The 26,020-nt window shown below is 36.3% G+C and carries 22 protein-coding genes and 4 pseudogenes; 19 read left to right on the top strand and 7 right to left on the bottom strand.

Translation table 11 applies throughout. The features are described 5' to 3' along the window. Window positions 1-6 precede the first annotated feature (6 nt). The 3 genes from EGS47_RS08105 to EGS47_RS08115 form a co-directional block, all read right to left on the bottom strand. Window positions 7-624, bottom strand: coding sequence for an SPOR domain-containing protein (locus tag EGS47_RS08105; protein ID WP_005001613.1), 618 nt, complete (start codon window positions 622-624; stop codon window positions 7-9). A 77-nt stretch (window positions 625-701) separates the two neighbouring features. Further along, window positions 702-2,492, bottom strand: a complete 1,791-nt coding sequence (argS, locus tag EGS47_RS08110) for an arginine--tRNA ligase (RefSeq protein WP_005001614.1) — start codon at window positions 2,490-2,492, stop codon at window positions 702-704. A gap of 138 nt (window positions 2,493-2,630) precedes the next feature. After that, entirely contained in the window at window positions 2,631-3,188 is a 558-nt protein-coding gene (locus EGS47_RS08115) for a hypothetical protein (RefSeq protein ID WP_005001616.1), read from the bottom strand. A 275-nt stretch (window positions 3,189-3,463) separates the two neighbouring features. Here EGS47_RS08115 and EGS47_RS08120 point away from each other — a divergent pair, with 275 nt between their 5' ends. From EGS47_RS08120 to EGS47_RS18790, 5 genes are all read left to right on the top strand, one after another. Further along, the gene (locus tag EGS47_RS08120) at window positions 3,464-5,164 is read left to right on the top strand and encodes an NAD-dependent malic enzyme (RefSeq protein WP_005001618.1); all 1,701 of its coding nucleotides are present in this window, start codon (window positions 3,464-3,466) and stop codon (window positions 5,162-5,164) included. A 151-nt stretch (window positions 5,165-5,315) separates the two neighbouring features. Beyond that, window positions 5,316-8,603, top strand: coding sequence for a type VI secretion system Vgr family protein (locus EGS47_RS08125; protein WP_005001620.1), 3,288 nt, complete (start codon window positions 5,316-5,318; stop codon window positions 8,601-8,603). Next, entirely contained in the window at window positions 8,593-10,530 is a 1,938-nt protein-coding gene (locus tag EGS47_RS08130; protein WP_005001622.1) for a glycoside hydrolase family protein, read from the top strand. The genes EGS47_RS08125 and EGS47_RS08130 overlap by 11 nt, the downstream gene beginning before the upstream one ends. Next, window positions 10,517-11,257, top strand: coding sequence for a lysozyme inhibitor LprI family protein (locus tag EGS47_RS08135; protein WP_005001623.1), 741 nt, complete (start codon window positions 10,517-10,519; stop codon window positions 11,255-11,257). The genes EGS47_RS08130 and EGS47_RS08135 overlap by 14 nt, the downstream gene beginning before the upstream one ends. Before the next feature lie 581 nt (window positions 11,258-11,838). After that, window positions 11,839-11,973 carry a hypothetical protein gene (locus EGS47_RS18790; protein ID WP_265596798.1) on the top strand — a complete coding sequence of 45 codons (135 nt, stop codon included), beginning with the start codon at window positions 11,839-11,841 and terminating at the stop codon, window positions 11,971-11,973. Between the two features lie 262 nt (window positions 11,974-12,235). Here EGS47_RS18790 and EGS47_RS18625 read toward each other — a convergent pair. Beyond that, window positions 12,236-12,361, bottom strand: a pseudogene (locus tag EGS47_RS18625) (IS982 family transposase); the annotation flags it as partial. A gap of 232 nt (window positions 12,362-12,593) precedes the next feature. On the opposite strand from EGS47_RS18625, the gene EGS47_RS08155 reads away from it, so the two are divergent. The 11 genes and pseudogenes from EGS47_RS08155 (at window position 12,594) to EGS47_RS08210 (ending at window position 21,406) form a co-directional block, all read left to right on the top strand. Beyond that, window positions 12,594-13,028: a hypothetical protein gene (locus EGS47_RS08155; protein ID WP_005001628.1), complete on the top strand. Its 435-nt coding sequence runs from the start codon at window positions 12,594-12,596 to the stop codon at window positions 13,026-13,028. Continuing rightward, the gene (locus tag EGS47_RS08160; protein ID WP_005001629.1) at window positions 13,028-13,552 is read left to right on the top strand and encodes a hypothetical protein; all 525 of its coding nucleotides are present in this window, start codon (window positions 13,028-13,030) and stop codon (window positions 13,550-13,552) included. Before EGS47_RS08155 ends, EGS47_RS08160 begins: the two co-directional genes overlap by 1 nt. A 669-nt stretch (window positions 13,553-14,221) precedes the next feature. Continuing rightward, on the top strand, window positions 14,222-15,130 hold the full coding sequence (locus EGS47_RS08170) for a hypothetical protein (RefSeq protein ID WP_005001632.1): 909 nt from the start codon (window positions 14,222-14,224) through the stop codon (window positions 15,128-15,130). Window positions 15,131-15,704: 574 nt separating this feature from the next. Then, window positions 15,705-16,070, top strand: coding sequence for a hypothetical protein (locus EGS47_RS18630; protein WP_005001633.1), 366 nt, complete (start codon window positions 15,705-15,707; stop codon window positions 16,068-16,070). 86 nt (window positions 16,071-16,156) lie between these two features. Next, window positions 16,157-16,432: a hypothetical protein gene (locus EGS47_RS18635; RefSeq protein ID WP_228128592.1), complete on the top strand. Its 276-nt coding sequence runs from the start codon at window positions 16,157-16,159 to the stop codon at window positions 16,430-16,432. A 141-nt stretch (window positions 16,433-16,573) separates the two neighbouring features. After that, window positions 16,574-17,371 (top strand): annotated as a pseudogene (locus EGS47_RS08185) (DUF2345 domain-containing protein); the annotation flags it as partial. Continuing rightward, window positions 17,368-18,963, top strand: coding sequence for a pesticin C-terminus-like muramidase (locus tag EGS47_RS08190; protein WP_125269529.1), 1,596 nt, complete (start codon window positions 17,368-17,370; stop codon window positions 18,961-18,963). The pseudogene EGS47_RS08185 and the gene EGS47_RS08190, both read left to right, overlap by 4 nt. A 4-nt stretch (window positions 18,964-18,967) precedes the next feature. After that, window positions 18,968-19,315 carry a lysozyme inhibitor LprI family protein gene (locus tag EGS47_RS08195; RefSeq protein WP_228711797.1) on the top strand — a complete coding sequence of 116 codons (348 nt, stop codon included), beginning with the start codon at window positions 18,968-18,970 and terminating at the stop codon, window positions 19,313-19,315. Between the two features lie 49 nt (window positions 19,316-19,364). Continuing rightward, window positions 19,365-19,891 (top strand): annotated as a pseudogene (locus EGS47_RS18515) (hypothetical protein). 26 nt (window positions 19,892-19,917) lie between these two features. Then, a pseudogene (locus tag EGS47_RS18640) lies at window positions 19,918-20,612 on the top strand (hypothetical protein). 173 nt (window positions 20,613-20,785) lie between these two features. Beyond that, window positions 20,786-21,406 carry a LysE family transporter gene (locus tag EGS47_RS08210; protein ID WP_005001668.1) on the top strand — a complete coding sequence of 207 codons (621 nt, stop codon included), beginning with the start codon at window positions 20,786-20,788 and terminating at the stop codon, window positions 21,404-21,406. Between the two features lie 2 nt (window positions 21,407-21,408). Here EGS47_RS08210 and znuB read toward each other — a convergent pair whose 3' ends face one another. From znuB to EGS47_RS08225, 3 genes are read right to left on the bottom strand one after another with little or no spacing between them, the layout of a single operon-like run. Then, window positions 21,409-22,227 (bottom strand): zinc ABC transporter permease subunit ZnuB, encoded by an 819-nt coding sequence (znuB, locus tag EGS47_RS08215; RefSeq protein WP_005001670.1) that lies wholly within the window; start codon window positions 22,225-22,227, stop codon window positions 21,409-21,411. A gap of 3 nt (window positions 22,228-22,230) precedes the next feature. After that, window positions 22,231-23,022, bottom strand: a complete 792-nt coding sequence (gene znuC / locus EGS47_RS08220; protein ID WP_005001672.1) for a zinc ABC transporter ATP-binding protein ZnuC — start codon at window positions 23,020-23,022, stop codon at window positions 22,231-22,233. After that, complete coding sequence (locus tag EGS47_RS08225) at window positions 22,992-23,492, bottom strand: transcriptional repressor (RefSeq protein ID WP_004985636.1); 501 nt, start codon at window positions 23,490-23,492, stop codon at window positions 22,992-22,994. The genes znuC and EGS47_RS08225 overlap by 31 nt, the downstream gene beginning before the upstream one ends. A 122-nt stretch (window positions 23,493-23,614) precedes the next feature. Between EGS47_RS08225 and EGS47_RS08230 the strand changes: the two genes are divergently transcribed. The 3 genes from EGS47_RS08230 (at window position 23,615) to atpB (ending at window position 25,999) form a co-directional block, all read left to right on the top strand. Beyond that, on the top strand, window positions 23,615-24,454 hold the full coding sequence (locus EGS47_RS08230) for a metal ABC transporter solute-binding protein, Zn/Mn family (protein ID WP_005001674.1): 840 nt from the start codon (window positions 23,615-23,617) through the stop codon (window positions 24,452-24,454). Window positions 24,455-24,624: 170 nt separating this feature from the next. Next, on the top strand, window positions 24,625-25,023 hold the full coding sequence (locus EGS47_RS08235) for an ATP synthase subunit I (RefSeq protein ID WP_004985632.1): 399 nt from the start codon (window positions 24,625-24,627) through the stop codon (window positions 25,021-25,023). Between the two features lie 100 nt (window positions 25,024-25,123). Beyond that, on the top strand, window positions 25,124-25,999 hold the full coding sequence (gene atpB / locus EGS47_RS08240; protein WP_004985629.1) for a F0F1 ATP synthase subunit A: 876 nt from the start codon (window positions 25,124-25,126) through the stop codon (window positions 25,997-25,999). Window positions 26,000-26,020: the final 21 nt, after the last annotated feature.

Below are 26,020 nucleotides of genomic sequence, written 5' to 3' on the forward strand. Positions count from 1 at the left end.
AATGCTTTAACGTTTTACCACGATGGAATCGATCCCGCTGTGTTGCAAGGTTTGCTGTGCAGCAACAGCTGCATCTTGCGAATCATACGGCCCAGAAACCACGCGATACCATATTTTGCCATTTTCGACACTTTTGACCACATCGGCAGACAAACCATTTAAAATGATTTCTGCGCGACGTGCATCGGCGCTGTCTGGGTCAGGATAGCTACGCACTTGTAAGATAAAGGACGCTTGATGTGGCTGTTGTGGATTTTCTTCAGCGGCAACCGCGGCAGCAGGATCATTGGCAACAGGCGCGCTGGCTTCACTTGGCGCTTCTACAATCACCACAGGTTGCTGTGGCTTGGTCTCGGGCACTGCTTGTTCAGGAATCGGCGTGACTTGTTGCTGTGGTAACAGATCGTAGAAACGATAGTCATGATTGGTTTCTTCTTCCTGATAATGCGGCGAAGTCACTTCATTTTTAGTTGAAACAGGCTTCCACGGTTTCCAAAGCATCAACACCACGGCGATGCACATCAGAGCTAAAATAGCCACCAATGTCCCTAACCACTTTGGAATCAGTGATTTTTTGGGTTTATTTGGTCGCTCAGATACACCGCGCTGCGTTTTTCCAAACACGTGAAATCCTCTTCAAATTAGGTCGTCAGACCAAAAACAGGAATTGGTCTGAGCTTACAAGTCAAACAATAGATGATTTACATTGATTCTGGCGCAGATACACCAAGCAATTCCAAACCATTACGCAACACTTGTTGTACATTGACGGACAACAAAAGACGCGCTTGAGTGAGTTCTGCATCATCATTTAACACTTTATGCTCATTGTACCAGCCGTGGAATAATGCTGCTAACTCTTTCAAATAATTACCAATTTGATGCGGTTCGTAAGCATTTGCGGCACGTACAATAATATCTGGATAGGCAGCCAGTTTCGATAGAATTTCTGTTTCAGCGTCCAGTTCCAGACGTGACGCATATTGACGTGCCTGAACAGCATCAAAATTCACTGCACTGGTCGCTGCTTTTTCTAGCATACGACAGATTCGCGCATGCGCATATTGAATGTAATACACCGCATTGTCCTTGCTTTGTGATACTGCAAGATCCAAGTCGAAGTCAATATGTTGCTCAGATTTACGCATCACATAGTAAAAACGGGCTGCATCATTACCGACTTCTTCACGGAGTTCACGTAAAGTCACAAACTGACCTGAACGTGATGACATTTGTACCATTTCGCCGCCACGCCATAGACTGACAAACTGAACTAAAAGTACGGTAAGTTTGGCAGAGTCATAACCCATTGCATCAATTGCTGCTTTTACCCGTGCAATATAACCGTGGTGATCTGACCCCCAGATATCCACGATATGGGTATAGCCACGTTGTAATTTATCTAAATGATAGGCGATGTCAGATGCAAAGTATGTGGTTTGCCCATTGCGGCGTTTCACAACACGGTCTTTTTCATCCCCAAATTCGGTGGATTTAAACCAGATATTGCCGTCTTTTTCATAGAGAAAACCACGTTGATCTAGGGTTTGTAAGGCTTCTTCAATTTTATCCGTCAATGATGCTTCACTGAACCAGCGATCAAAAGTCACACCAAAATCGGCAAGATCATCTTTAATGTCATCTAAAATGGCTTTTAGCGCGGCCTGATGAAAAACACGATATCCTTCGCCGAGTAGCTGCTGTGAATGGGCAATCAGCCCATCAATATGTTTTTCTTTATCACCAGAGAGAACCACTTTATTGCCTTCAGCATCTAGTTCAGCGGCATATTGCACATCTTCTGGCACATCGCGATAAACATCAGCTACCGCACGCACATATGCATCGCCGTCTTTGTCGATAATGCTTTGTGCAATTTCCTTGACGTAATCGCCTTGATAGGCATTTTTAGGGAAAACAAGGTTTTGTCCAAGTAATTCCAAATAACGTAAATAAGTCGAAGTCGCCAAAATATCCATTTGACGACCTGCATCATTGACATAATATTCACGGTCAACTTTGGCACCCGTCGCTTCTAGTAAGTTCGCTACAGTCATACCATAAGCGGCACCGCGACCATGTCCGACATGCAGACTTGAAGTTGGATTGGCAGAGACAAACTCCACCTGAATTTTTTGTGCGCCATTGGCCTGACTACGGCCAAATTGATCTTTTTGTGCCTGAATTTGATCGAGTACAGCGTAACGCTGATCTGCATTTAAGAAAAAGTTGATAAAACCAGGCCCAGCGATTTCAGCCTTGGTAATGTCTGCGACTTCTGGCAGATGAGCCAATACTTTTTCAGCCAAATCGCGTGGTTTCATACCCGCAGCTTTTGCTCCAACCATGGCAATGTTGGAAGCAAAGTCACCATGACTTCGGTCTTTGGTTCGGGTTAACACACTGTTGTTAGTCCAATCCGAAGGAAGAATCCCTGCTTGTTGAAGAGATTGCACGGCATGATCAAGAGCTGCTTGTATGGCGGTATTCATATCTATCTAAAACGAATGTTCGCAGAAAAACGCTCAATATAGCAAATTTTGTCCGCTTTAGGTGAGGCTGTTTGATTTCACCACCGATTTAATTTTAATGAATGCTGAGAGGGATGTGATCCAATCTTTTATTTTGGATTATTCCTGACAAGAAACAGGTTTATTGAGTAGTTCAGCATGTTGATTTTCAAAGCGATATAAATGTCCTGCATGATAAATTTTGATAGTCTTGGCTGTCACGAGCTCTTTTTTAAAGGTCTCAAGTTTTTGACTGGAATACAGATTAAAAGGATTTAAATAGTTTTTATTATCGAGAAGAAATTGAATTTGTCCAAGTTTATCATCGTATGCGCTCAAGATTTGCTCACCTTTGGCATTGTATAAATAAAAGGTTGGTTTCTGAGTGCTCAATTGACAGTTAAAACGAAATGATAAAATAGATTGATCATCAGATTTATTTTGTAGGATATAGACATCCTGTGTTTTATTTTTCATATAAACCCATTGATTTTTCGGCATGTTTGTATTGAATTGTTCCAGTTGATTCAGGGTGGTTTGACTAAGATCAACAATGCCTTTGGCATTGACTTCGGGAACAGATGGCTTGACGCCTAACCATGAACCGACTTTATCGGTTGTTTTTGAAACACTTTGACAGCCGGTTATTAATATAAGGATCAACGCCAATCCAGACATTGATAAAAAGGATGGTTTTACAATAAACATATTTATAATCAATAGAATCAAAAGCTCAGAATATATTTAGTATATCCAGAAGTATTTATCTCATTCGCTACGATATGTAAAAGCGCTATAAACCTCCTTCCAGATTCTATTTGAACATAAAATGTGATCTATTCGACTATCAATTTTGGAAATACCTATTTTGCTAAAAAAGCGCGTAAGCTATATCGAACCGATGATTTGAATGAATAACCGTTTGGCACTTGAGCTGAACAATGAGATAGGCAATGACCGCTGAAAACACCGCAAAAAAACATCCACTTTATATTCCTTATGCTGGCTTTACCCTTCTGGAACTCCCGCTACTCAATAAAGGCTCGGCTTTTTCCCAACAAGAACGTGGCCAATTCAATTTACATGGTTTACTGCCGCATGTGATTGAAACCATCGAAGAACAAAGCCAGCGCTCTTACCAACAGTTCACAGCTTTTAATGATGCGATCAATAAGCACATTTATTTACGAAATATTCAGGATACTAATGAAACCCTGTTTTATCGTTTAATCGAAGATCATTTAGAAGAAATGATGCCGATTATTTATACGCCAACAGTAGGTGAGGCCTGTCAGCGTTTTTCTGATATTTATCGTCGTCATCGTGGGGTATTTGTGTCTTATCCAGACCGTGAACACATTGATGATATTTTGCAAAATATTAATCGTCGTAACGTTAAAGTGATTGTGATTACCGATGGCGAACGTATTTTGGGATTGGGCGATCAGGGTATTGGCGGGATGGGGATTCCAATCGGAAAGCTATCACTGTACACCGCATGTGGGGGGATTAGTCCCGCTTATACTTTACCGATCACGATTGATGTCGGAACCAATAATCAACAATTACTCAATGATCCTTTATACATGGGTTGGCGTGAACCGCGAATTACTGGCGAAGAATATTATGATTTTATCGATCAGGTCTTAACTGGAATTCGTCGTCGTTGGCCACATGCCTTGATTCAGTTTGAAGATTTCGCACAAAAAAATGCGATGCCTTTATTGACGAAATACCGTGATAAATTCTGCTGTTTTAATGATGATATTCAAGGTACAGCTGCGGTATCAGTGGGAAGTTTAATTGCAGCAAGTCGTGCTGCGGGCAAACAACTCAAAGATCAGATTGTCACTTTTTTGGGGGCAGGTTCGGCAGGATGCGGCATCGCGGAGCAAATTATTGCCCAAATGGTGGCTGAGGGTTTAAGCGATGCTGAGGCTCGTGCTCGAGTCTTTATGGTCGATCGTTTTGGTCTCATTACAGAGAACCAGCCAAATTTACTGGATTTTCAGCGCAAACTTGCACAAAAGGCGGATGTCATCTCCGATTGGGCCAAGGTTGAAGATGTGATTTCTTTACTGGATGTGGTAAAGAATGCCAAACCTACTGTTTTGATTGGAGTTTCAGGTCAACCGGGATTATTTACTCAGGAAGTAATCGAAGCACTTAATGCAAACTGTGAACGTCCGATTGTGATGCCATTGTCCAATCCAACTTCACGGGTTGAAGCCGTACCATCCGATATCATTCAATGGACCAATGGTCAGGCATTGATTGCGACAGGGAGTCCATTTACTCCAGTCAATTATCAAGGGCGGTTGTATCATATTGCACAGTGTAATAATTCCTATATTTTTCCAGGAATTGGCTTGGGTGTGATTGCTTCGGGTGCTAAGCGCGTAACAGAAAATATGCTAATGGCCTCTAGTAATGCATTGGCAGATTGTTCGCCATTATTGAAAAATGCCGAGGCCGATTTACTTCCACCGATTGCAGATATTCAAAATGTCTCGCGTGTGATTGCATTAAAAGTTGCACAAGCAGCGATAGCGGATGGTGTTGCGGTTCCCTTAACCGATGAGCAAATTCAAAGCAATATCGAAAAAGAGTTTTGGCAACCTGAATATCGTACCTATAAGCGCGTACCTTTTTAATGAAGGTTAGTGATTAAAGTCACTACATTCACAAAAAAGAGCTTCGGCTCTTTTTTTATGGAATAAAAATAAAAAAAACTAGACGATACGGTCTGTATTTTTTAAACTTACGCGCGATTGATATCAATAAAACTAAAAATGAAGAAAGATGATGTTAAATAATATTTATAGTATTTTGGAACAGGCGGGTTTTGGCACTTTAAAACGCGCCATCCATGTGCAATTTAGTCACGCCTTACTCAATACTCAGGTTTTTTTACAGCGTATTGACGGACATCATGCGCTCAATGATGGCTTAAATCTTCAGCTCACATGTTTGTCAAATAATGCACACATTGCACTAAAACAATTTATTGGCTGTCAGGTCGCAGTCGACCAGATCAATGATCTGGGGCAATTTTCACGAACTTCAGGGATCATTACACAAGCCAGTCAAGGTCAGAGTGATGGTGCATTGGCCCTTTATACACTTACTGTACAAGACCCGACCGCACTTTGGCATAAACGACGAAATAGCCGTGTCTTTATGAATAAAAGTGTACCCGAAATTACGGAAATTTTATTTAAAGAGTGGCAAGCTAAAAGCAGCTTATTTGCTGCAAGTTTGACGCTTGATTTGAGTGGGCTTGGTCAAAACTATGATATTCGTCCCTTTACTATGCAGAATAATGAGACGGATCATGACTTTCTAACCCGTTTATGGCGTAGTGAGGGAATTAATTGGCTAATTGATGAACAAAACAATATTGTTGTACATACGCTACACGATATTGAGCCACAGAAACTACGTTTGATCGATGATCAACAACATTTTACCGCTATGAGTCGTCGTGTGATTCGTTTTCACCGTAGTCATGCCACAGAATATTTTGACAGTATGACCAGTTTGATTGCACATCGCCAATTACAATCAACAGCGGCTTATGTACAACGTTGGCAAGCGGATGGTCTGACTCAGGATGAAGGTAGTGGTTCCGTATTAAGCGCGCATCTGTACAGCGATCAGTATAACAATGAAAGCCTAAGCCTTGAACAGGCTTGGTCTGTGAGTGCCGCATGGACTTCAGATCTGACTGGAGCCGATCAGGCAACGACTTCAGGTTCGGAGCAGATTGAGCGGCTGAATCAAAATTTAAGCGCCTATCAGGAAATACATGCTAAATATTTTAAAGCCCAAACGATGGTAAGAGATGCCCAAGTCGGTTACTGGTTTGAACTCACAGGACATCCAGAAATTGACCAACACACGGGAAGTGATCGGCAATTTCTGATTTATGAAAAACGCTTTTATAACCAGAATAATTTACCAAAAGATATTCAACAACAATTTGAACGCTTAATGTCCAGAACGACATTGTCCTCATTGCAAAAGGATGAACGCCAAGGCAATGAGCTAACCCTAATACGCCGTCAGATTAAAGTTGTCCCTGAATATCAACCTTTGCAGCATCGACCATCAGTTTATCCACAACGTGCGCGTGTGGTTGGACCAGAAAATGAGGAAATTTATGTCGATGAATGGGGGCGAATCAAAGTTCGTTTTCTGTTTACCCGAGATCAGGATCATGTGCATGATGGTGGCGCAGGTGCCAATGAGAATGACGCAGACTCTGCTTGGGTCGATGTACTGACACCGTGGGCTGGCGAAGGATATGGAGCAAGATTTCTACCCCGTGTAGGAGAACTCGTCGTCATTGACTTTTTTGATGGCGATGTCGATCGACCATTTGTAACGGGTCGAATCCATGAAGCGCAACGTTCACCCACAAAATTTGATGTAAAAGGACAATTGCCCGCAACCCGAAATTTGAGTGGTATTCGTTCACAAGAAGTCGCAGGCTCAGGCTTTAACCAGCTTCGTTTTGATGATACTACTGGACAGATTAGTACCCAGTTACATAGTAGTCATGGTGCCAGTCAATTAAATCTGGGTAATTTAAGTCACCCTAAACAACAAGAAATCAGTCAAGGGCGTGGTGAAGGTTTTGAACTGAGAACCGATCAATATGGTGCTGTGCGTGCAGGTAAGGGAATGCTGATTAGTACTTATGCACAGGAACAGGCGATTGCTGATCATTTGGAAGCGGCTCAAGCACAATCATTATTGTCACAGGGCTATGACAATATGAAAATGCTCAGTGAAATTGCTGCAAAGCAGCAGACTGATGCGTTGAATGTGATTAATCGCTTACCAAAATTTATTCAATCATTAGAGCTTAAAACTACAGGTCAAGCACTGGACAACACTTTAAGTCTATTTAAAGAAGGCATGAATAATGATCCTATCCATGCCCTTAAAGATTGCGGTGGTTTCATTGAGGATATTGGTGCGCTTGGTGGAGATGCGAAAGGTGCAGTAGACGAGTTCAATGCGTTCTTTAGTGATGCCAAAGATGCGGTAGAAAACTTAAAAGAATTCATTGAAAACGTAGAAGAACATGGTGCTGATACTATTAAAGGTAAGCTTGCCAGCATTAAAGATCGGATTCAGCAGAACCCGTTTGAAAGTATTAAAGAAGTTGGAAAAGTTTTAGCCAATGTCGATATTAAAGACTTTGAATTGATGAGTAGTTGTGGGACTTTTAGCAAGGGTAGCAAGCTAGAAATTACCCCCTCTATAGCATTGAGCTCATTACAAGGCTTTATGGAAGGTTATACCCAAGGTCTGGAAAGTAGTTCCGATGCCAAGCAACAAGAACAAGGCAAGATTTTTAGACAGGCATTGATGTTGTTGGCATCACCGAATGGAATTGCATTAACTACGCCTGAAAATATTATCTTACAGGCCTCTCAGGATATTGCTGAGAGTGCCAGTGGTTCAATTAATTTGAGTGCACAGAAGAATATTATTGGACACGCGCAGGATAAGATTAGTTTGTTTGCTGCACAAAAGGGCTTTAGGGCTTATGCCGCAAAAGGGAAATTGGAGTTGCAGGCGCATGACGATGCGATTGAAGCAATTGCCAAGAAGGTGATTAAACTGATTTCCACTGAAGATAAGATTGAAATTACCAGTCCTAAAGAGATTGTACTAACAGCGGGTGGGTCGCAACTCAAAATTAATGCCGATGGTGTGTTTTCAACCACAGGTGGGAAGTTTGAGAGTAAGGCTGGTCAGCATTTGTTTGTGAGTGGCGCTAAAGTTTCATATGAGGTACCACAGCTTCCTAATAGTGCTGTGTATAGTAATAAGTTGGATGTTTATGATTTATTTTGGGAGAATGATTTTAGTCAGCTTAGTTATAAAGCTTTTATGCCAGAAACAAATTCGTTTATATCTGGGAAATTTGATGAGCATGGACGTACAGGAAAGATTTTAAATGAAGAGCCTTTAAATATAAAGTTTTTAATTGGAAAGGAGCAAGAGTTTTGGGACGTTATCGTAGAAGAATGGGGCGATGAGGATTTGACTTTAGGGGTAGATAAAAGTGAAAAGTAAATGTTTGGTAACCTTTATTTTATTAGACTTATTGGGCTATCCAATTAAAAATGCTCGATATCAAGTAAAAAATGGTAATAATTTAATAGCTGAAGGATTAACAAATTCTAAGGGTGCAATTGTTGATATTAATAGGAGTAAAGGGGTAGTACTTGATATATATTTTCAAAATATTTTAAATCAAATGCAATTAATAAACAAAGTTCGCCTTGAGAAAAGCTATGCCATTGTAAAGTTATATAGTCCTTCATTGTTAATAAAAACACAGCTAAGAGAAAATGGTAATTCTGGTGATTATATTAGAAAGACATATAAAGTAAAAAAAGGTGATACTTTACTAAAAATTTCAAAAGAAAATAATACTAATGTTGAAGAGCTTCAGAGAATAAATAAAATTAAGAATTCAAATAAGATATGGGACGGTCAGATTCTAAAATTACCATTAAATAAGGAAAGTTCTCAGCTAAGCCAAAATTCAACTAGCCATCAAAGTTCTCAGTCGAGAAAAAGTTCAAATAATAATCATAACCTCCATGATAGTAGCGCAAAAAATAACGATGGTGGAAAAGATGATCATTGGTTTGGTTCATTGGCTAAATTACCTGATTTAATGCCTGATATTGGTGCTGAAGATGCTTATAATTATATCAAAAATCAATTGCTTGGCTTGAGTCTTCCGCAATTGAATAATGTTGATGTGCAAAGCCAAATGACAGGAAGCCCGAAGCAAGACTTAACGAATCATAAACCTAGCATTATTTTTCCATTTAAAGTTAAGCCTATTAATGATATTGATGGAGAGTTATCAAATTATTATTGGGGAGCTAAACTCAATGATACTAATGCTTCAATGGCAATATTTGGAAGAAATAGAAGTAGTAATAGAAAGCATGCGGGAAGAGATTTATATAGTAATTGTAAACCTGTCAGTAAAGCAGAAAATGGTTTTGAAGTAGTTGCTATAGCACCAGGTAAAGTAATAGCTTCGCAAGAATTCTATCTACAAACTAATCAATTGAGTATTAGGCATAAAACTGAAGATGCTAGAGAGTTTATAATTAGGTATGGTGAATTAGATCCAAAATCAATAACATTAAAAGTGGGGGATTCCGTTAAGCAAGGCCAAATATTGGGCAAAACAGGTGTAATGAAAAATAAGAATGGACCAGCTGCTATACCTATTGCTGGAAAAACAGCGCATAATGTTTCAATGCTACATTTTGAATATTTTACAGGCAATGGTTTTTCATTAGATGATGCATCAAATCTTACAATAAAAGAACACGGGGTTTATTCGAGACGTGATGATATAGCTGATCCTTTAGCAATATTGTTAGAGGGATATAGAAATAGTTTTGATTTACAGTTGCCTCAAACTACTTCTGAGAAATCCATTGGAAATAGAATACTTATAAACAATTTAACAACAAGTGCAAATGCAAGACTCTTTGTTCAAGAATGGGAAGGAAAATATTTAACTCCTGATGGGCAAGGAACATACTATTACGATGATTCTAAAGGGTATTGTACAGTTGGTTGGGGGCATCTCGTAGGTCAATCTTCATGTAAAGCTTTAGGTAAAAAGGCTTTAAAAGATTTTATCTCAATATCTCAGGCTAAAACTTATTTTGAAGAAGATGTTTTGAAACATGAAACTTATGTCAAAAAAGCTATTAAAGTTCCTCTATATCAATATGAATTTGATGCTTTAGTATCTTTAGCATTCAATATCGGGAATATTGCTAGTAAAGCCCCAAAATTATGTAAGCTTATTAATGAAAGTAATTATAAAGATGGACCTGAAGAAATGTTAGATATAAATAAAATAACTGTAAATGGAAAAAAAGTTCCAGATATCGGTTTAACTAAAAGACGTAATAGTGAATATCAATTGTTTATTAAAGGAGCATACGATGCAAGGCATTAATCTTAATTTTTTAAATTTTCTATTAGTCTTTAGTTTGAGTTTTTGCTCAAATGCTGCAGATTATAAGTCACAACAACTAGATGATAAAACAGTATATAACAATAGTGAATATGATCTAAATAGTACATATTTAGATATAAAAAAATATATCAGTAGTAATAAAAATGAAGTTAACTATCTTGTGAATACTCAACGCTCTTGGTTGAAAAATAGAAATTTAAGATGTAAATTTAATGGAAAAGAAGCAAATAATGAAAATTATAAATGTTTAAGTGAGTTTAATAATTCTAAAATTAAAGATTTAAGAAAATCATACTTGAATTTTGATAGTTTGGAGAAAAACTTAATAAAACCATTTGAATATAAAAATGGTGTTATAAAAGAGTTAGAAGTGGGTGGGTGTTATTGCGGTGAAAGTACAATTAGAATTTTAAAAAATAGGATTTATATATATCAGGCTTGTGATCAAAAATTAAATGAACCACGCATATATAACATTGTTGGTAAGAAAAAAAATGAATTTTCTGTGGAGTATCAAGTTGATACTAATAATAATAAAATCCCAGAATTTAATTTGGTCTTTGTCACTGATGGAAAAAATGTTTGGAATATTGTTCCTAAGGTTTTTAGAAAAGAAGATTTATTAAATTTAAATTTTAAAATTGGCTATACAACTGATGAAAACTTAAAAAATAAGGAAATTGATTGTAATGATTATGAGGAGTAATAATTTTATTAAATTTTAGTTGTGCATAAAATTAATATTTAAATTGGAGAGTACATGGTAGTTAATTGGTATGACAATAAAATTTAAGTTATTTGTGTTTTTATCCTTAGAAATTCTATCTAGGTGTATAAGTGCAAAGAGTAATGAGAAGTGTTTCACTTAAATAATTTCATAAGCTTTGGATGGGGGCGTTCTAAATTAATCATATGTGAATATTTTACTAATGTAACTGCGGGATTGAAAAGTAATTATTTTTTCCAAGGTGCTTTTAGTTAAAAAGTAAAAAACGAGGCATAATAATCATTTGCATTTGCATTTGCATTTGCATTTGCATTTGCATTTGCATTTGCAAGGGCTTTCGGCTTATATAGAGGATATTTAATTTTGAAAAAGGCTGGTTTATTTCTATCACTAATATTGTTAGTTAGTTGTGCAAAAAACGAAGTTCATGCTTTAGGTAAAGATAGAATGGATTATAATAAATTGAATTTCTTTAGGGGGTAATTTAGAAGATATTTTAAGAAAATATAAAGATGATATTGTTATTCAGAACTACAAAGATATTGGTAGTATAATAGGTTGTGAAAATTCAAAAAATTATTATTGATAATAATGAAACGAATTTAGATGTTAGTAATAAAGGTTTTGTAATTGCTGTGAATATAACTAATCCAAAGGTTATAGATGAGAATAGAATAAGTGTTGAGCAAGATTAAAAAAATTATTTAAATTAAAATCGATTAATAAAATGGATAATCAAGAAGGAGGTTTTTATTACGAATACAAGTTGATTTCACAGGATTCTAAATTTTATTATATTTATACTGCTAGTCAAGTTGAGAAGATTGATTCCATTGGATTGTTTTCTAAAGATCATATAGATTGCTATGAGGATTGAGTGTTTTTTAGCCTAGTAGAAAAAGAATTTCTCGAAAAATGAATATTTTTTATAAGGCTAAGTGTTTGATTGTATTGTTAAATAATCAAGTGTGCTGTTCGGTTTCTTGAGAAACGATGGCTTTGCTTAAAGAATTGCCAATAAGTTGCTTCAAATTTAAGAAATAAATCATCAATTACACAGAATAATTAGGTACTATCGAACATAAGGACTAAAGCCGCGAGTTTGGGGCGGTAACTTAACTGATGGCTCTAGTCCTCTTATATTTTTCAAGGTAATTTCTTATACGCGATTCAGGTTATTTATTATGACCAGAATGGTAAGACTCATAATTTAGGGAAATCAAGTTTTTATGTAGCTAATAGATGGGCTAGTAAAGGTAAAAAAGGGACAGGCTCAGTATATTTAGTGGATCAAAGAAAACATAAGCAATATAAAATGGGAAATATTGGTTATTTATGGAGAATAGATAGCGATGATGGACGATATTATCTTTCAGGGACGGCTTTATCAGCTGTATTAGGTGCTATATGTAGCCTTGGATATGCTGAGTATACTGGTTCAGGATTTAGTTGCCGAGATGGTTCACCAGGAGAAAGTGTTTCTCATCTAAATGGCGAAAATGGTGACTTTAGATATATTGCAATTAATAACAGACATATGAGTGAGCTAACATATACTAGTCATAAGCACTTTGATTGGGATAAAAATGTAAGCTTTGTGAATGCATTATATAAATTTGGATATAAATTGTTTGGTTCCAATCCTGTTAAAATTAAAGGGAATATATTGTTACCACATTCAAAAAATTGGAGTGGGCACCATAATCATGTTCACTTGCATGATTTTAACCCTAATATAGAGGATGCATAATGTTTTTCAGTAGTAGTTTTAAAAATATAAAATTTTTAAATTTGATATGTTGTTGTTTCTTATTTTCCGCATGTAATACTTTTGAAAATGATGGAAGTACTATTGGTGGCTTCACTAAAAATGGTTTTGAAAATTTCAAAATTGGAGACAAAGCCCAGAATCTGAAGGAGGTTGAGGACAGTCGTATACGTGATTGTTTTATTGCAAAAGATACTCGAAATGATGATGTCGAATTCCAGATTATGAATAATAAAATTGCAATTATTTCATCTATGGATAATACGAGAGCATCTTATAATGGTATTAAGATAGGAGATTCAGAACAAAAAATATATGAAAAATATAATAAAAAAGGTTTAGATAAGAGGAGAAATCCTTATGGTGATCCAAAAAAGGATTATTCTCTAATTGATTGGAATGATAACACTAAGAAAATGGGAACACGATATGATATTGAAAGTGGATATATTGTAGGTATCAAAGTTGGTGATAATAATTTAACTTTAATGGAAGGATGTGCTTAATAGATCAAGGATAGAGGGGTTTTAGTTTTTAGAATCTCTCTAAAATTATTAATTTGAAAAATAAACAATCAATTCTTTATCTATGATGATACTTGTTAAAAGGATGTTAAATTGGAGAGAGTGGAATGAGGGAGATAAATTAGTAAAAATTGAGAGCATGATGATTAACCTAAAAATAAACGCTTTTTTTTGCCATAATGGCAAACATTATATTTTTATCACAACACAAGCAAATGCGAGTGATAGTACCACAATCTTAACAGGTTATATACTAAATAAAAAAGTATAGATGAACAAAATAAAGTACATCCATATGATATTATTTTATTACCAACTACTAGAGATTTTTATTTAAAAGAAGAGGGTGAAGAGTATAAGAAGATAAAAGAAATTCAGTTGAATTATTTAGATGTGAAATATAAAATTGAATATAATAAACTCACACAAATAATGTACAAAACAAAGGTTTATATTCAGCTGACTCTATGTTTAATTATACTGGTTTAATTTGTGTGGTTGATAAGATAAATTATATGAAACGATAATTTTAGTCTTGTGTAATTATAAGTTTTACGTGGTACTATTTTAGTTTTTAAAAAAATCAATGGATTTTTAAGAACCAAGTCCTGAATTGATGAGCCGAAATAAATTGTAGTGGAAATGGTAATAATGAAAAATGTATCTATTAGTTCAACTGTACTTGTAATTTTATCAATTTTAGGATGTTCAAGTAATACGTCTGTAGCAAAGAATATAAATAAAATTGATGTCGAAGACTGTTCAATTGATTTTGATGAAGTGGATTTTTGTACTAAAGAAAGATTAAAAGATTATAATAATATTTTAAAAAATAAAGTATCAAATTTTGATAAAAATAAGTTTTTAATGGGTTTTAAAGAAAAAAGCTATTTTTATTTTGCTGTTATCGACTTAGAAAGCCTTAAGGTTTTTACTTTTCCAGCTTCATTGAGTGTGATGTCAAGTGTTAAGCCTATAGAATTCTCATCAAATAACAATTTATTTTGCCTAAGTGGAAATTTTAATCAGTATCGAAACTCTTATACCGCAGTGAAAACTTGCTATGTATATCATAATGGAAGTTTTGATTTTAAATCCAGAGTTGAGTTGGAGAGTGAAGTAAAGAAACATGATGGTCATAGTTCTAATAATCTGATAAATAAAATAAAATTACCAGTTTCTTCGGATTCTTTCTCTAAATGTGCCGAGAAAAACGCAATTAAAAAATGTGAGCAGATTGAAAGGTCAAATAATCGCGAATATTCTTTATCTGAGTTAAAGAAAATATCTCCTGATTTATTTAATGTATTTGATAATCCTAAAATATATTCATTAAATGCAGATACATTCAGATTCCTACCTGAACTTAAAGGTGGATTTTATTCTATAGCTGAAAAGTATATAGAAACAGATGAGGACTCTAGTTCTGAATTTTATTTAATAAAAATAAAACCTGCACTGGATGTAGGGAAAATAGGTGATCATTACTCAATTGATAAATTCGGAGTAATAACTTATAAGGATAAAAATAGAAAATTATTAAAAAGAAATTTGAAATAAGAGTAATTTAGTGTTGATTTGATATACTATAATTGAGTTGGGATGTATTATTTTAAAATAAAAGATTGAAAAGTGGTTGGTTTAAATTAATAGTAATTTTGAAGTGAAATTTTTCAAAAATATTTTTGATCAAGTTTTTGGTATTATAAATACTATTTTTAATAGAACTTAGTCTGGGGTGTGGGGAAATAGTGTCAAAAGTGTAGTCAATGCTGATAGATAGTTTCTTAAATTACAGGTCCTAAAAGTTTAGACTCTTATGGTAGTGTTGAGAAAATGCCAATATTGCATGTAAGTACGATGATTAGGGATTTTATTAATAGCTATCTTATAGAAAGAGCAGATGGTAAACTTTCCATCATTGGAGAAGATCATAAACTATGAAAATAAATGTTATTTAAATGCAAAAAATAGAAAGGTATGGGTAGATAAATTTCATGATGAAGCAGTAAAAAAGGTATGATACTTGGTAATGGAACGGCTATACATGCTCATGGTACTATGACTGAACTAAGAAATAAAATGCTAAAACCTTTTTTAATAGTTCTCCCTAAAAATTTAAAAGGAATTTAATATGTCTAGTAAATATGTAATTGGCGCAGGATTGGTATTGGTAACATTTGGTTCGGCAATATCAGCATGTGCGGATAGTTCGTCAGTAAATTGTAATAAAAATAATGTTTATGAAAGTATACAATGTATAGAAAAGGAAAATAAAAAATTAATTATTAAACTTGATAATGAAAAAAATAGAGAAGAAAATGATTATGATAAATGGGTGAAAAAAATAAAAAATAATTGTGAAGAAAAAATAAGCCATATAGCTGGGGAAGGTGCAGGTCTAGTTAGAAATCAATGTTATAGAGATGAGTATTTATCTAGATTATCATTTTTAACAGCTGAAAAAACTTCGAAAGAAGAAAAAATATTCATGGTCTAGTTGTAACATATTTACCTTACAATTCAGTTGATCATTTTAAATGTCTTTTAAAGAAAGATATAAATAGTTGTTCTAAAGTAAATTTGGTGAGCTCATCTAATTTGATAAAATTCTATCCATCTATTTCTCCAAGTTATGGGGATGGTATTGTTCTTCCAGAAACAGAAAGTGGTAAACAAATCATTATTTCACCATTTGAAGATAATGAGGATGAGGGTCCACAACTTGCTATTTTAATCATTAATGCTTTTGGTGTAGAAGAAAAGAAATTTATCCCAGCAACTAAAAATGTATTAATCGATAAGAATTATAATTTAACTTATATGGAAGGTAATAAAGAAAAACGAGTACAATTAAAATGATAATTTTATTTATATTCTCGTAAATACTTGAAATCAACCCAAACTTTGCTTAGTTCGGGTTTTTTGTCAGCAAACAGCAAACAGCAAACAGCAAACAGCAAACAGCAAACAGCAAATAGCAAACAGCAAACAGCAAACAGCAAACAGCAAGGCAAGATTTTTAGACAGGCGTTGATGTTGTTGGCATCACCGAATGGCATTGCATTAACTACACCTGAAAATATTATCTTACAGGCCTCTCAGGATATTGCCGAGAGTGCCAGTGGTTCAATCAATCTGAGCGCATAGAAGAATATTATTGGGCATGCACAGCACAAGATCAGTTTGTTTGCCGCACAAAAGGGTTTTAGGGCTTATGCAGCGAAAGGGAAATTGGAGTTGCAGGCGCAGGATGATGCGATTGAGGCGATTGCTAAGAAAGTGATTAAACTGATTTCCACTGAAGATAAGATTGAAATTACCAGTCCTAAAGAGATTGTACTAACAGCGGGTGGTTCTCAGTTGAAGATTAATGCTAACGGTGTTTTTTCAACGACAGGGGGTAAGTTTGAGAGCAAAGCAGGGCAGCATTTGTTTACTGCTGGGGCAAATGTTGTTATTCCTAAAATAAGTTTACCTACGGTCAAAACATTGTTTAGTAATCAGGTTAACTATAATTGGAATATAAAATCAGAAGGTCAAAAAGAGATTTTTATTGTAGATCGTGAGAGTAATCGCTTAATAAGAACAAAAACGGATCAACTTGATCATGACAATAACATGAGTTCATTACGATTCCATACACCACAAGCAATGGACTTTACCGCACTCATTTTTAATTCGGATATTCCACGATTAAAGCAGGATGTGCCTGACAGTGAGAATATTGATGAGCTATTAGAAGAGGCGCTTCAAGAAGAAAGTGATGAGGTGTATACGGAAGAGGATTCTAAGCAATGAGCAACTTAATCACCATTACAACTAAATTCTATGATAAGTCTGGAAGCCGTATCATCAATTTAAATGTGCAATCTCGATACGCAGGTTCATCCAAGGCAAATACTCAAAAGACTGATCCAAGAGGCTTGTTTGTATTTCAGGCTTCGCCCAACAGAACAGTGGAGATACTCGCAAAACCGCCTAATCAAAAAGAATATACCGTATTTAAAACTATAAACTCTTCGGTATCTTCATCAGAAGTAAATCCTATAAAAGTCCACCTACCTAAAACTATTGATGAATATAGACAGATCAAACAGCCTACATCTACGAAAGGGATTGTGAGTACCTTTTTTAAGGTAGTGGATAGTAACGGGAAAGTGATGGAAAATTTTCCTATTCAATCAATACCGAAAGGTAAAGGCAATTCGCCGGATAAACTCACTGATGATCAGGGTATTGTAGAGGTGAAGTCTTCACCTAATCGAGATATCGAAGTTTTAGTACTGGCATCTAATGATCAATTTGTTTTAAAAAGTTCAATAAACTCTGGCAATGGAAACTCACAACCAATTCCGATTAAGTTAGATGAACCTTATGCAAAATTTTTAAGTCGATCAGATATTAAAATCTTAGATAGGGATGGTAAGGACTATGTTGTAGAAAAAACCAATATAGAAATGTTAGTCGTAGAGAGTGGTAAGAAGCAGCTTTACAGTATATCGAATGGGAGACTGCCCCTACAAAGTATGGTTGGGCAAAAACTGGAATTTACAGTGTATAAGCCTGATGGGAAGCCATTGAAACCTCAGTCTTATATGGCGACACGAATAAAAAACAAACCTGCTGAGCTACGTTTGGATGTGGATGTAACCAAAGGTACTACAGCACCTAATGATCCAGAGATTAATAAAAATATTCAAGGAAAAGATTGCCCACCCGAGTGTGTAGTAGAGATAGTGTCATTTAATAGCACCCCTGGTCCGTATGTTATTTCTATGGAAATGTGGAAAAAGATTTTGGAATTTGAAAGATATGAGGCAAGACCTTATCATCCAGGAGATGATTCGAGTGGTGTTACTATTGCTATAGGGTATGATTTAGGACAGCAATCTAAATCACAAATCCAGCAAGATTTAGCAAGTTTTTATACGGTAGAACAAATAGAACGCTTAATAACTGCACAAGGAAAAAAGGGAGCTGAGGCTCAGCGTTTTATAAATAAATTATCAGATATCACTATTACTAAAAGTAACGCATTACAGTTAGCAACTTTGCTAAAAACACGTTATGCAAATCAAGTCTTATCAATTTATCCAGAGACATTAAATTTACATCCTCATTGCCAAGGTGTATTACTCTCTTTAGTTTTTAATCGAGGACCAGGTTTGGCAGATCCCAAACCGCCTAAAAAAGGTTTAACACGTATACATATGCGAAAAATTAGAGATGCTTTAAAAAATAATAAGCCCGAAGAAATTCCTGAAATTTTGAGAGATATGTCAAAACTTTGGAATAAAACTGGACCAAAAGGCAACAGTGGTGTAGGAATACGTCGTAGAGAAGAAGCTAAAATTTTTGAAAAAGGGCTTAAATGTGATTGCTATAAATAAAAAAATGAAAATTTTCATTTCAACTATTTTTATCTCTTCATGTGTTTTTGCAGATAAAGAAATTCTGACTTGTAAACCTGATAGTACTGTTTTTAATGATATATTGAATTGTTATTTAATTGATTACAAAAAAAATGATAAAGAGCTAAACTCAGTTTATCAAAATAAACTTTCTAAACTTTCTAAAGAGGCAAAAGGAAAGTTAAAAGTATCTCAAAGGAACTGGATTAAGAAGAAAGAAGCACTCTGTGTGGCTAACGAAGATGAATATGGGAGAGAAAGTCATTTTGAAGCGATAGCATGTCAAAATGAAATGACAAAAGAACGTATTTCTTTTCTAAGAAAGTACTAAAAGGTATGTGGGTTTTTTAAATTAACATCTGGTTGATATAGGATTTTAAATGAGAAAATATCTTATTTTTATTCTACTTGTTTTTTTATCCTTTGCATATTCCCGGAATTTATTTGCAAAAGATCAATGTAGTATAAAAGAGGTGATAAACTTAAGTGTTTTTAAAAAAATGATTATAAATTTTATAATTACATTTGTGACTCTGATAATGGTTTATACTTAAAAAGTTATATTGGAAGTCAAAATAATAAAGTATTTCTGGGGGAGTATTCTGATTTTGCTGCTAAAGAAAGTCCTGAGCTTTTAGCAGTTAGTGTTTATAAGACAAAGACAAAAAAACCACCATTGTTAATTACACTTAATTCAGCATCTTATTGTTGTACTCCTCAAATGGAAGGCAGGATGTATCAAGTAAACCTTTATCAAATTAGTGAACCTAATAGTATGATTTTGAAAAATATAACAAATATTTTGGGTGCTAATGCAGAAGGTTTTGATGGGAAAGTTGAAGATAGAGTTTATTACAATTATAAAACTATAGCTGAAATTAAAAAATGGTTAGATAGGAATTATTAATATTGTTTTTATAAATTAATGTATATATGAATAAATTATTTTTTTTAAAAGTAATGGTTGCATGGGGTATTTCTTTTAATGTTTGTAATGCCAAAGAAAATGCCCTTTGGGATGATTATTTACAAGATGCTACTCAAGTTAACTCACCTATAGAATATATGGGAGCATATAATAAATATTCTGCCATTAATCCTAATTTGAAGATTATGTTGAGAGATTTTTGTGATATTAATAAAACAAAAAATATTAATTATACGTTGAAAAATATGGTATCCAAGTCTTAAATGGTAAGGATGTATATGATGTTTTAAGGACGGCAGTGCCTTTGCAGTCTAATGTTGACTTAGCCTTACTATATCATGATAAAGCTATTTTAGCTTTTAGAATGAGAGAGTTAAGTACTGTTAACTATGTTAAAATTCCATTCAAAAGAAATAGAGTCTCTGCTTTTTTATATAATATAAAAAATAATAATTTCACTGAAATACCCGTAATACTATCTGACAGTGAAGATGGTGATGAGAAAACAGATCTACTTATGGGTGATCAGGTAACTTATGATGCTAAGAAAGGACAGTATGCGTATCTGGCAAATGTTAAAACTTATACAGATGGAAAAGTTTCTCCCTTTAAAGCGGTTTTTAATATTAATCTAAAATGTATTTCCTTAACATTGGGGTGTGAGACAATAGGTGTTTTAAAAGCAACAAAATCAAATTAAAATTTTAACTGTAAATCTCAAAGAGTAATTACATCTTTGAGACTTTTTTTAAAATTAAAATATTTTAACTTATTCAGATAAATAGTTTTACTAGCTTGAGGATGCCTTCAGATCAACTAGAGTTCCAGTCTAAAAAACTATACTATTCACATTATTTTTAGCGGTTTTCATCGATGTCCTTTCAAATCTGGCTCGGATTCATGCTCGCATGCTGGGCGATTAGCATATCACCGGGTGCAGGCGCGATTGCCTCTATGTCGAGTGGTCTAAACTACGGTTTTCGACATGGTTACTCGAATGCGATCGGTTTACAGCTTGCTCTTGCCTTACAAATTTTGATCGTTGCAGCGGGAGTTGGCGTACTTTTTGCGACGACCTCTTGGGCATTTCTAGTGGTTAAATGGTTTGGCGTAATTTATTTACTATATTTGGCTTATAAACAATGGACAGCACCGATACAAGATATTGAAATTAAGCAGGAAACGATATATCAATCACGCCGAAGTCTAATGTTAAATGGCTTTGTGGTGAATATGAGTAATCCCAAAGCCATTGTGTTTTTATTAGCGGTTTTACCCCAATTTTTAGATTTGAAACGTCCACAGTGGCCACAATACGCAATTATGGCATTCACAATGATCACTATCGATTTAATTGTGATGGCAGGTTATACAGGACTCGCTGCTAAAGTACTGCGCTTACTTCGCTCACCAAAACAGCAAAAATACTTAAACCGCAGCTTTGCCATCATGTTTGCGGTCGCTGCATTGCTGCTCAGTTCGATTCATCAATGAGTCTAAAGTTTTATACTTTGACCGCGTATCGCTTTCAATTTTTGTATCACAAAAATGATCGCAAATAATAATGCCATGCACAGCACAATACTTAAGCCTGTCGAAATATTAATCACTGCACTAGACCAGAGTCCCACAGTCACACCAATCTGGGCGCAAATAAAAGCCCAAATGACCATTTGTTTAGGGGAGTTGGCTAGAAGTCTGGCAGTTAGAGCAGGGATGACCAATAAAGCGCCCATTAATAATGAACCTACCGCACGTAGGGCCAAAACGGTAAACAACGCCAGCAGCAACATAAAAATCAAACGTTGCCATTTTGCATTGATCCCTTCGCTCATCGCAATATCAGGGTCAATTGCAATCTGGATTTGTGCTTTCCAGTAGCGATAAAGTACAGCGAGCGCCAAGCCAATAATGATGACAAAGATAGGTAAATCTTCCCAGCCAATTGCAAGCAAATCACCAAATAAATAACTCAATAACTCAGGTCGTAAACTAGGAATTTGTTGGATCAGTAATAAACCTGAACAGAGTAAAGTCGCTGAACACAGTGCCAGTAATGCATCATTTGGTAAGCGTGGGTCATGTAATACCCAAAGTATCCCAACCAATAATAATGCCAGCATGGCAACTCCCAGCCAAAGCGGGAGCTGTAGAATTCCTGCAACCGCGACGCCAAGTAATGTTCCATGCGCCATCGTATCTGCAAAAAAGGACATTCTGCGCCAGAGCATTAAGCAGCCTAAGGGTGCTGTCAAAAAAACCAGTAAACTTCCCATCGTCCATGCAGGAAGCAAAAGTTGTAACCATTCCAGCATTGCTTAAGCTTCCGGTTCAGGGTGAATATGAGGATGGTCGATATGTGTACATGTCTCAACATGATCACCATGCGCACAGTGATCGTGATGGTGCTGATATGGGACACGTTGTCCACCAAAAATGGCCAGATATTCTGGGTGTTGCTGAACACTCTCAGGTAAACCACTACAGCAGATGTGTTTATTTAAACACACAACCCGTTGAGTCCCTTGCATCACCCATTGCAAATCATGTGAAACCATAAGTACAGCACAACCATAACGTTCAGGCAGGCTTCGTACATATTCATAAAGTTCGGCTTCGGATTGGATATCCAGCCCCTGCATCGGTTCATCCAGCACCAAAATATCGGGCTGGCGCAATAAAGCACGTGCTAAAAGTACACGCTGTTTCTCACCACCAGACAGTTGTTGTACTTTGGAATCCTGTAATTTGGAAATACCAGTATCACGAACAATCTCATTGCGTAATTCACGGTCACATTTTTCCAAATCAAGTAAGTCTTTGACTCTTAATGGTAAACTGTGTGATGGATTGAACTTTTGTGGTACATAGGCCATTTTATTTTTTTGACTGCTCACTACTTTGCCATGTGAGGGGTGGGTAATCCCGAGCAATACTTTGATGAGCGTCGATTTGCCTGCGCCATTAGGGCCAATCAGTGTGACAATTTCATTTTTGTGTAATGAAAAGTCGACATTTTTTAGAATATCCCGATCATCCAAATGAACTGATACGCGATCTAGTCGAATCAGTTCAGGCATTAGTGTGACAGCTTGCTGCACTGTTGGCATTTTCCAGAAATCTCGATAATGGTATGTTGAGCATTAAAATGATCTGAACCTGCCAATTGATGTAATTGTTGCAGCAAGCCTTCAGAAGAAGCTTCCTTTACCACATGGCATTCATTACAAATCAGAAAAGCAGCTTGATGCCCTTCACGAGGATGGCAGCAAGGAATATAGGCATTGATCGAAGTCAGACGATGAATCAGTCCTTTTTCCAATAAAAAATCAAGGGTACGATAAACCGTAGGTGGCGCTGCTGGACGATCAGATCCACTTTTAATTTTTGCCAATAAGTCGTATGCCCCCATCGGGCCAGAGGCATTTAAAATTAAAGCCAGAACTTCTTTACGTAAAGGCGTCAGACGAGCTCCTGTCGAGGCGCAAAGGCTTTCCGCTTCAGCTAGACGTGTGGCAACATTTAGGTGATCATGTACACCATGTAAGGCATTATGATGTTCGTGTGAACAAGCACTCATAGACAAACCTCATTATTTTATTGAATAGTAGCATGAAGTCAGGCTGCTATCGAATAAGCGTAGGTGTTTTTCAAAATTTGTTATATTATAACATGAGTTGTTTATCTAGGTTCGATTTTGTTATGTTTCGTTTTGCGGTGTTCTGCCTATTTTCTATTATAACGACGCTGTCATGGTCACAAGCGCCGCTGGTGATTGCAACTCATCCGATTTATTTGATCGCCAAAGAAATTACACAAGGGATAGAAGAGCCTCAGTTATTGCTGGCAAATCAATCTGGGCATGATATTCAACTGACCCCAGCACATCGCAAAGCCATTCAAGATGCATCCTTGGTAATATGGCTAGGCAAAGCCCACGAAGCACCATTGGCGAGTCTGCTACAAAATAATCCTAAAGCGATTTCAATTTTGGATTCGCAAATTGTGACGATTTTACCGCGTCGAAGTACCCGTAACGTTCCGTTAGACAATACCATTGACACTCATGTCTGGTTAGATCCCAATAATGCTGTGCGTATTGGTTTTTTTATTGCTGCGCTGCGCTCACAACAACATCCTGAAAGTAAAGTCAAATACTGGGAAAATGCACGACGCTTTGCTCAAGAAATGCTGGTTGCAAGTCAGGGCTATGAGCGTAAAACAGTACAACCTTATTGGTCGTATCATGATGCCTATCAATATCTGGAACGCGCGCTGAATTTAAAATTTGCAGGTGCATTGACAGATGATCCACATATTGCAGCGACTGCCTCTCAGCTCAAATATTTAAGTGATAACCGCCCCAAACCGAGTATGTGTCTTTTGGCTGAAGGAAATGCCAATCAAAATCAATACCGAATCTTGAACCCGATCGTATTCCAGCGTGTCGATGAAAGCATGAATGAAGATCAGGATTTTGTTGATGCATGGAAGAAACTCGCCAGTCAAACCACAAAATGTGTCTTAAATGCAAGCAAATAAGCTCAAAATGCCTGACATGCAGATGATTTGAGTGTAAACAAATCATCTAAAAAAACACGACTTAGGTCGGTAAAAGATTGCATGTTCAGGGGTGTAACTCTATAATGCCTGCGATTAAAAACGATCATCAGCGTAATTTGTCAAGCATTCATGCTGTAAGTGGATAAACAATGAGCCGAACTAGTCGCTTGATTGACCGACGATTAGCGAAAGCTCTGGTCTTCTTACAAGCATTAATGATTCCTTTAGCTGCGATTATGGCATGGCTTATCCACGATGGTGTAGCCGCAATGAGTGCCGCTTTAGGAGCCTTGGTCTGCTGGCTTGCCAACCTATATTTTAGCTGGCAGTCATTTCGAACGGCAGGGGCTAGAGCATCGAGACAGGTTCTATCGAACATGTATCGAGGCATGCTAGGGAAGTTCGGAATCGTGATCGTGGGTTTTATTTTGATTTTAAGCAATGTTAAACCGCTGTCTCCAGCGGCATTGTTTTGTGGTTTTATTCTCGTTCAGACCATGTCGTGGGTCGCTCCATTTTGGGTTTCACGTCTACAGAAACGAGTCTAGACACATCCAAAATTGAAGATTTTTTGAGGACTACGAGATATCAGGCAGCGCGCGATATTCGTTTCCTTATTTAGTAATTGACATTGACCAGGTGTGATTTATGGCTGCTGAAGAACATGCCCTTACTTCGACCGAGTACATCAAGCATCACTTGACCAATTTAACCTATGGCAAAATGCCAGATGGGACTTGGAAATTGGCTGAGAATGCGGGTGAAGCTCAACAGATGGGGTTTTCTGCTATTCACTTGGATTCAATGGGTTGGTCTATCGGACTGGGTGTCATTTTTTGTTTGATTTTTTGGTGTGCCGCTAAAGCTGCAAATGCAGGGGTGCCATCAAAATTTCAATCTGCAATCGAAATGATTATCGAGTTCGTTGATTCCAGCGTTCGCGATACCTTCCATGGTAAATCACGTCTTATTGCACCACTGGCATTAACCATTTTCGTGTGGATTTTCCTCATGAATGCTATGGATCTAATTCCTGTTGACTGGATTCCTTATCTGGCTCAACAAGTGGGTGCGCACGTATTTGGTATGGACCCTCATCATGTTTATTTCAAAATCGTTCCAACAACAGATCCGAACATTACCCTTGGTATGTCGTTGTCTGTTTTTGTGTTGATTTTGTTCTATAGCATTCGTGAGAAAGGCATCGGCGGTTTCGTTGGTGAGTTGGCTTTAAACCCATTTAACCCAAGTAACCCAATTGCAAAAGCGTTGCTAATTCCAGTGAACTTAATTCTGGAATTGGTTACTTTCCTTGCACGACCAATTTCATTGGCACTCCGACTGTTTGGTAACATGTATGCAGGTGAGTTAATCTTCATTCTGATCGCGTTACTTCCTTTCTGGATTCAATGGGCGTTGTCTGTGCCTTGGGCGATCTTCCACATTCTTGTAATCACCTTGCAAGCATTTATCTTTATGATGCTGACCATCGTGTACTTGAGCATGGCAAGCGAAAAACATTAATGGTATTTGCCTAACTGTTAG

The organism is Acinetobacter sp. FDAARGOS_515 (genome assembly GCF_003938865.1).
Classification (GTDB): Bacteria; Pseudomonadota; Gammaproteobacteria; order Pseudomonadales; family Moraxellaceae; genus Acinetobacter; species Acinetobacter ursingii.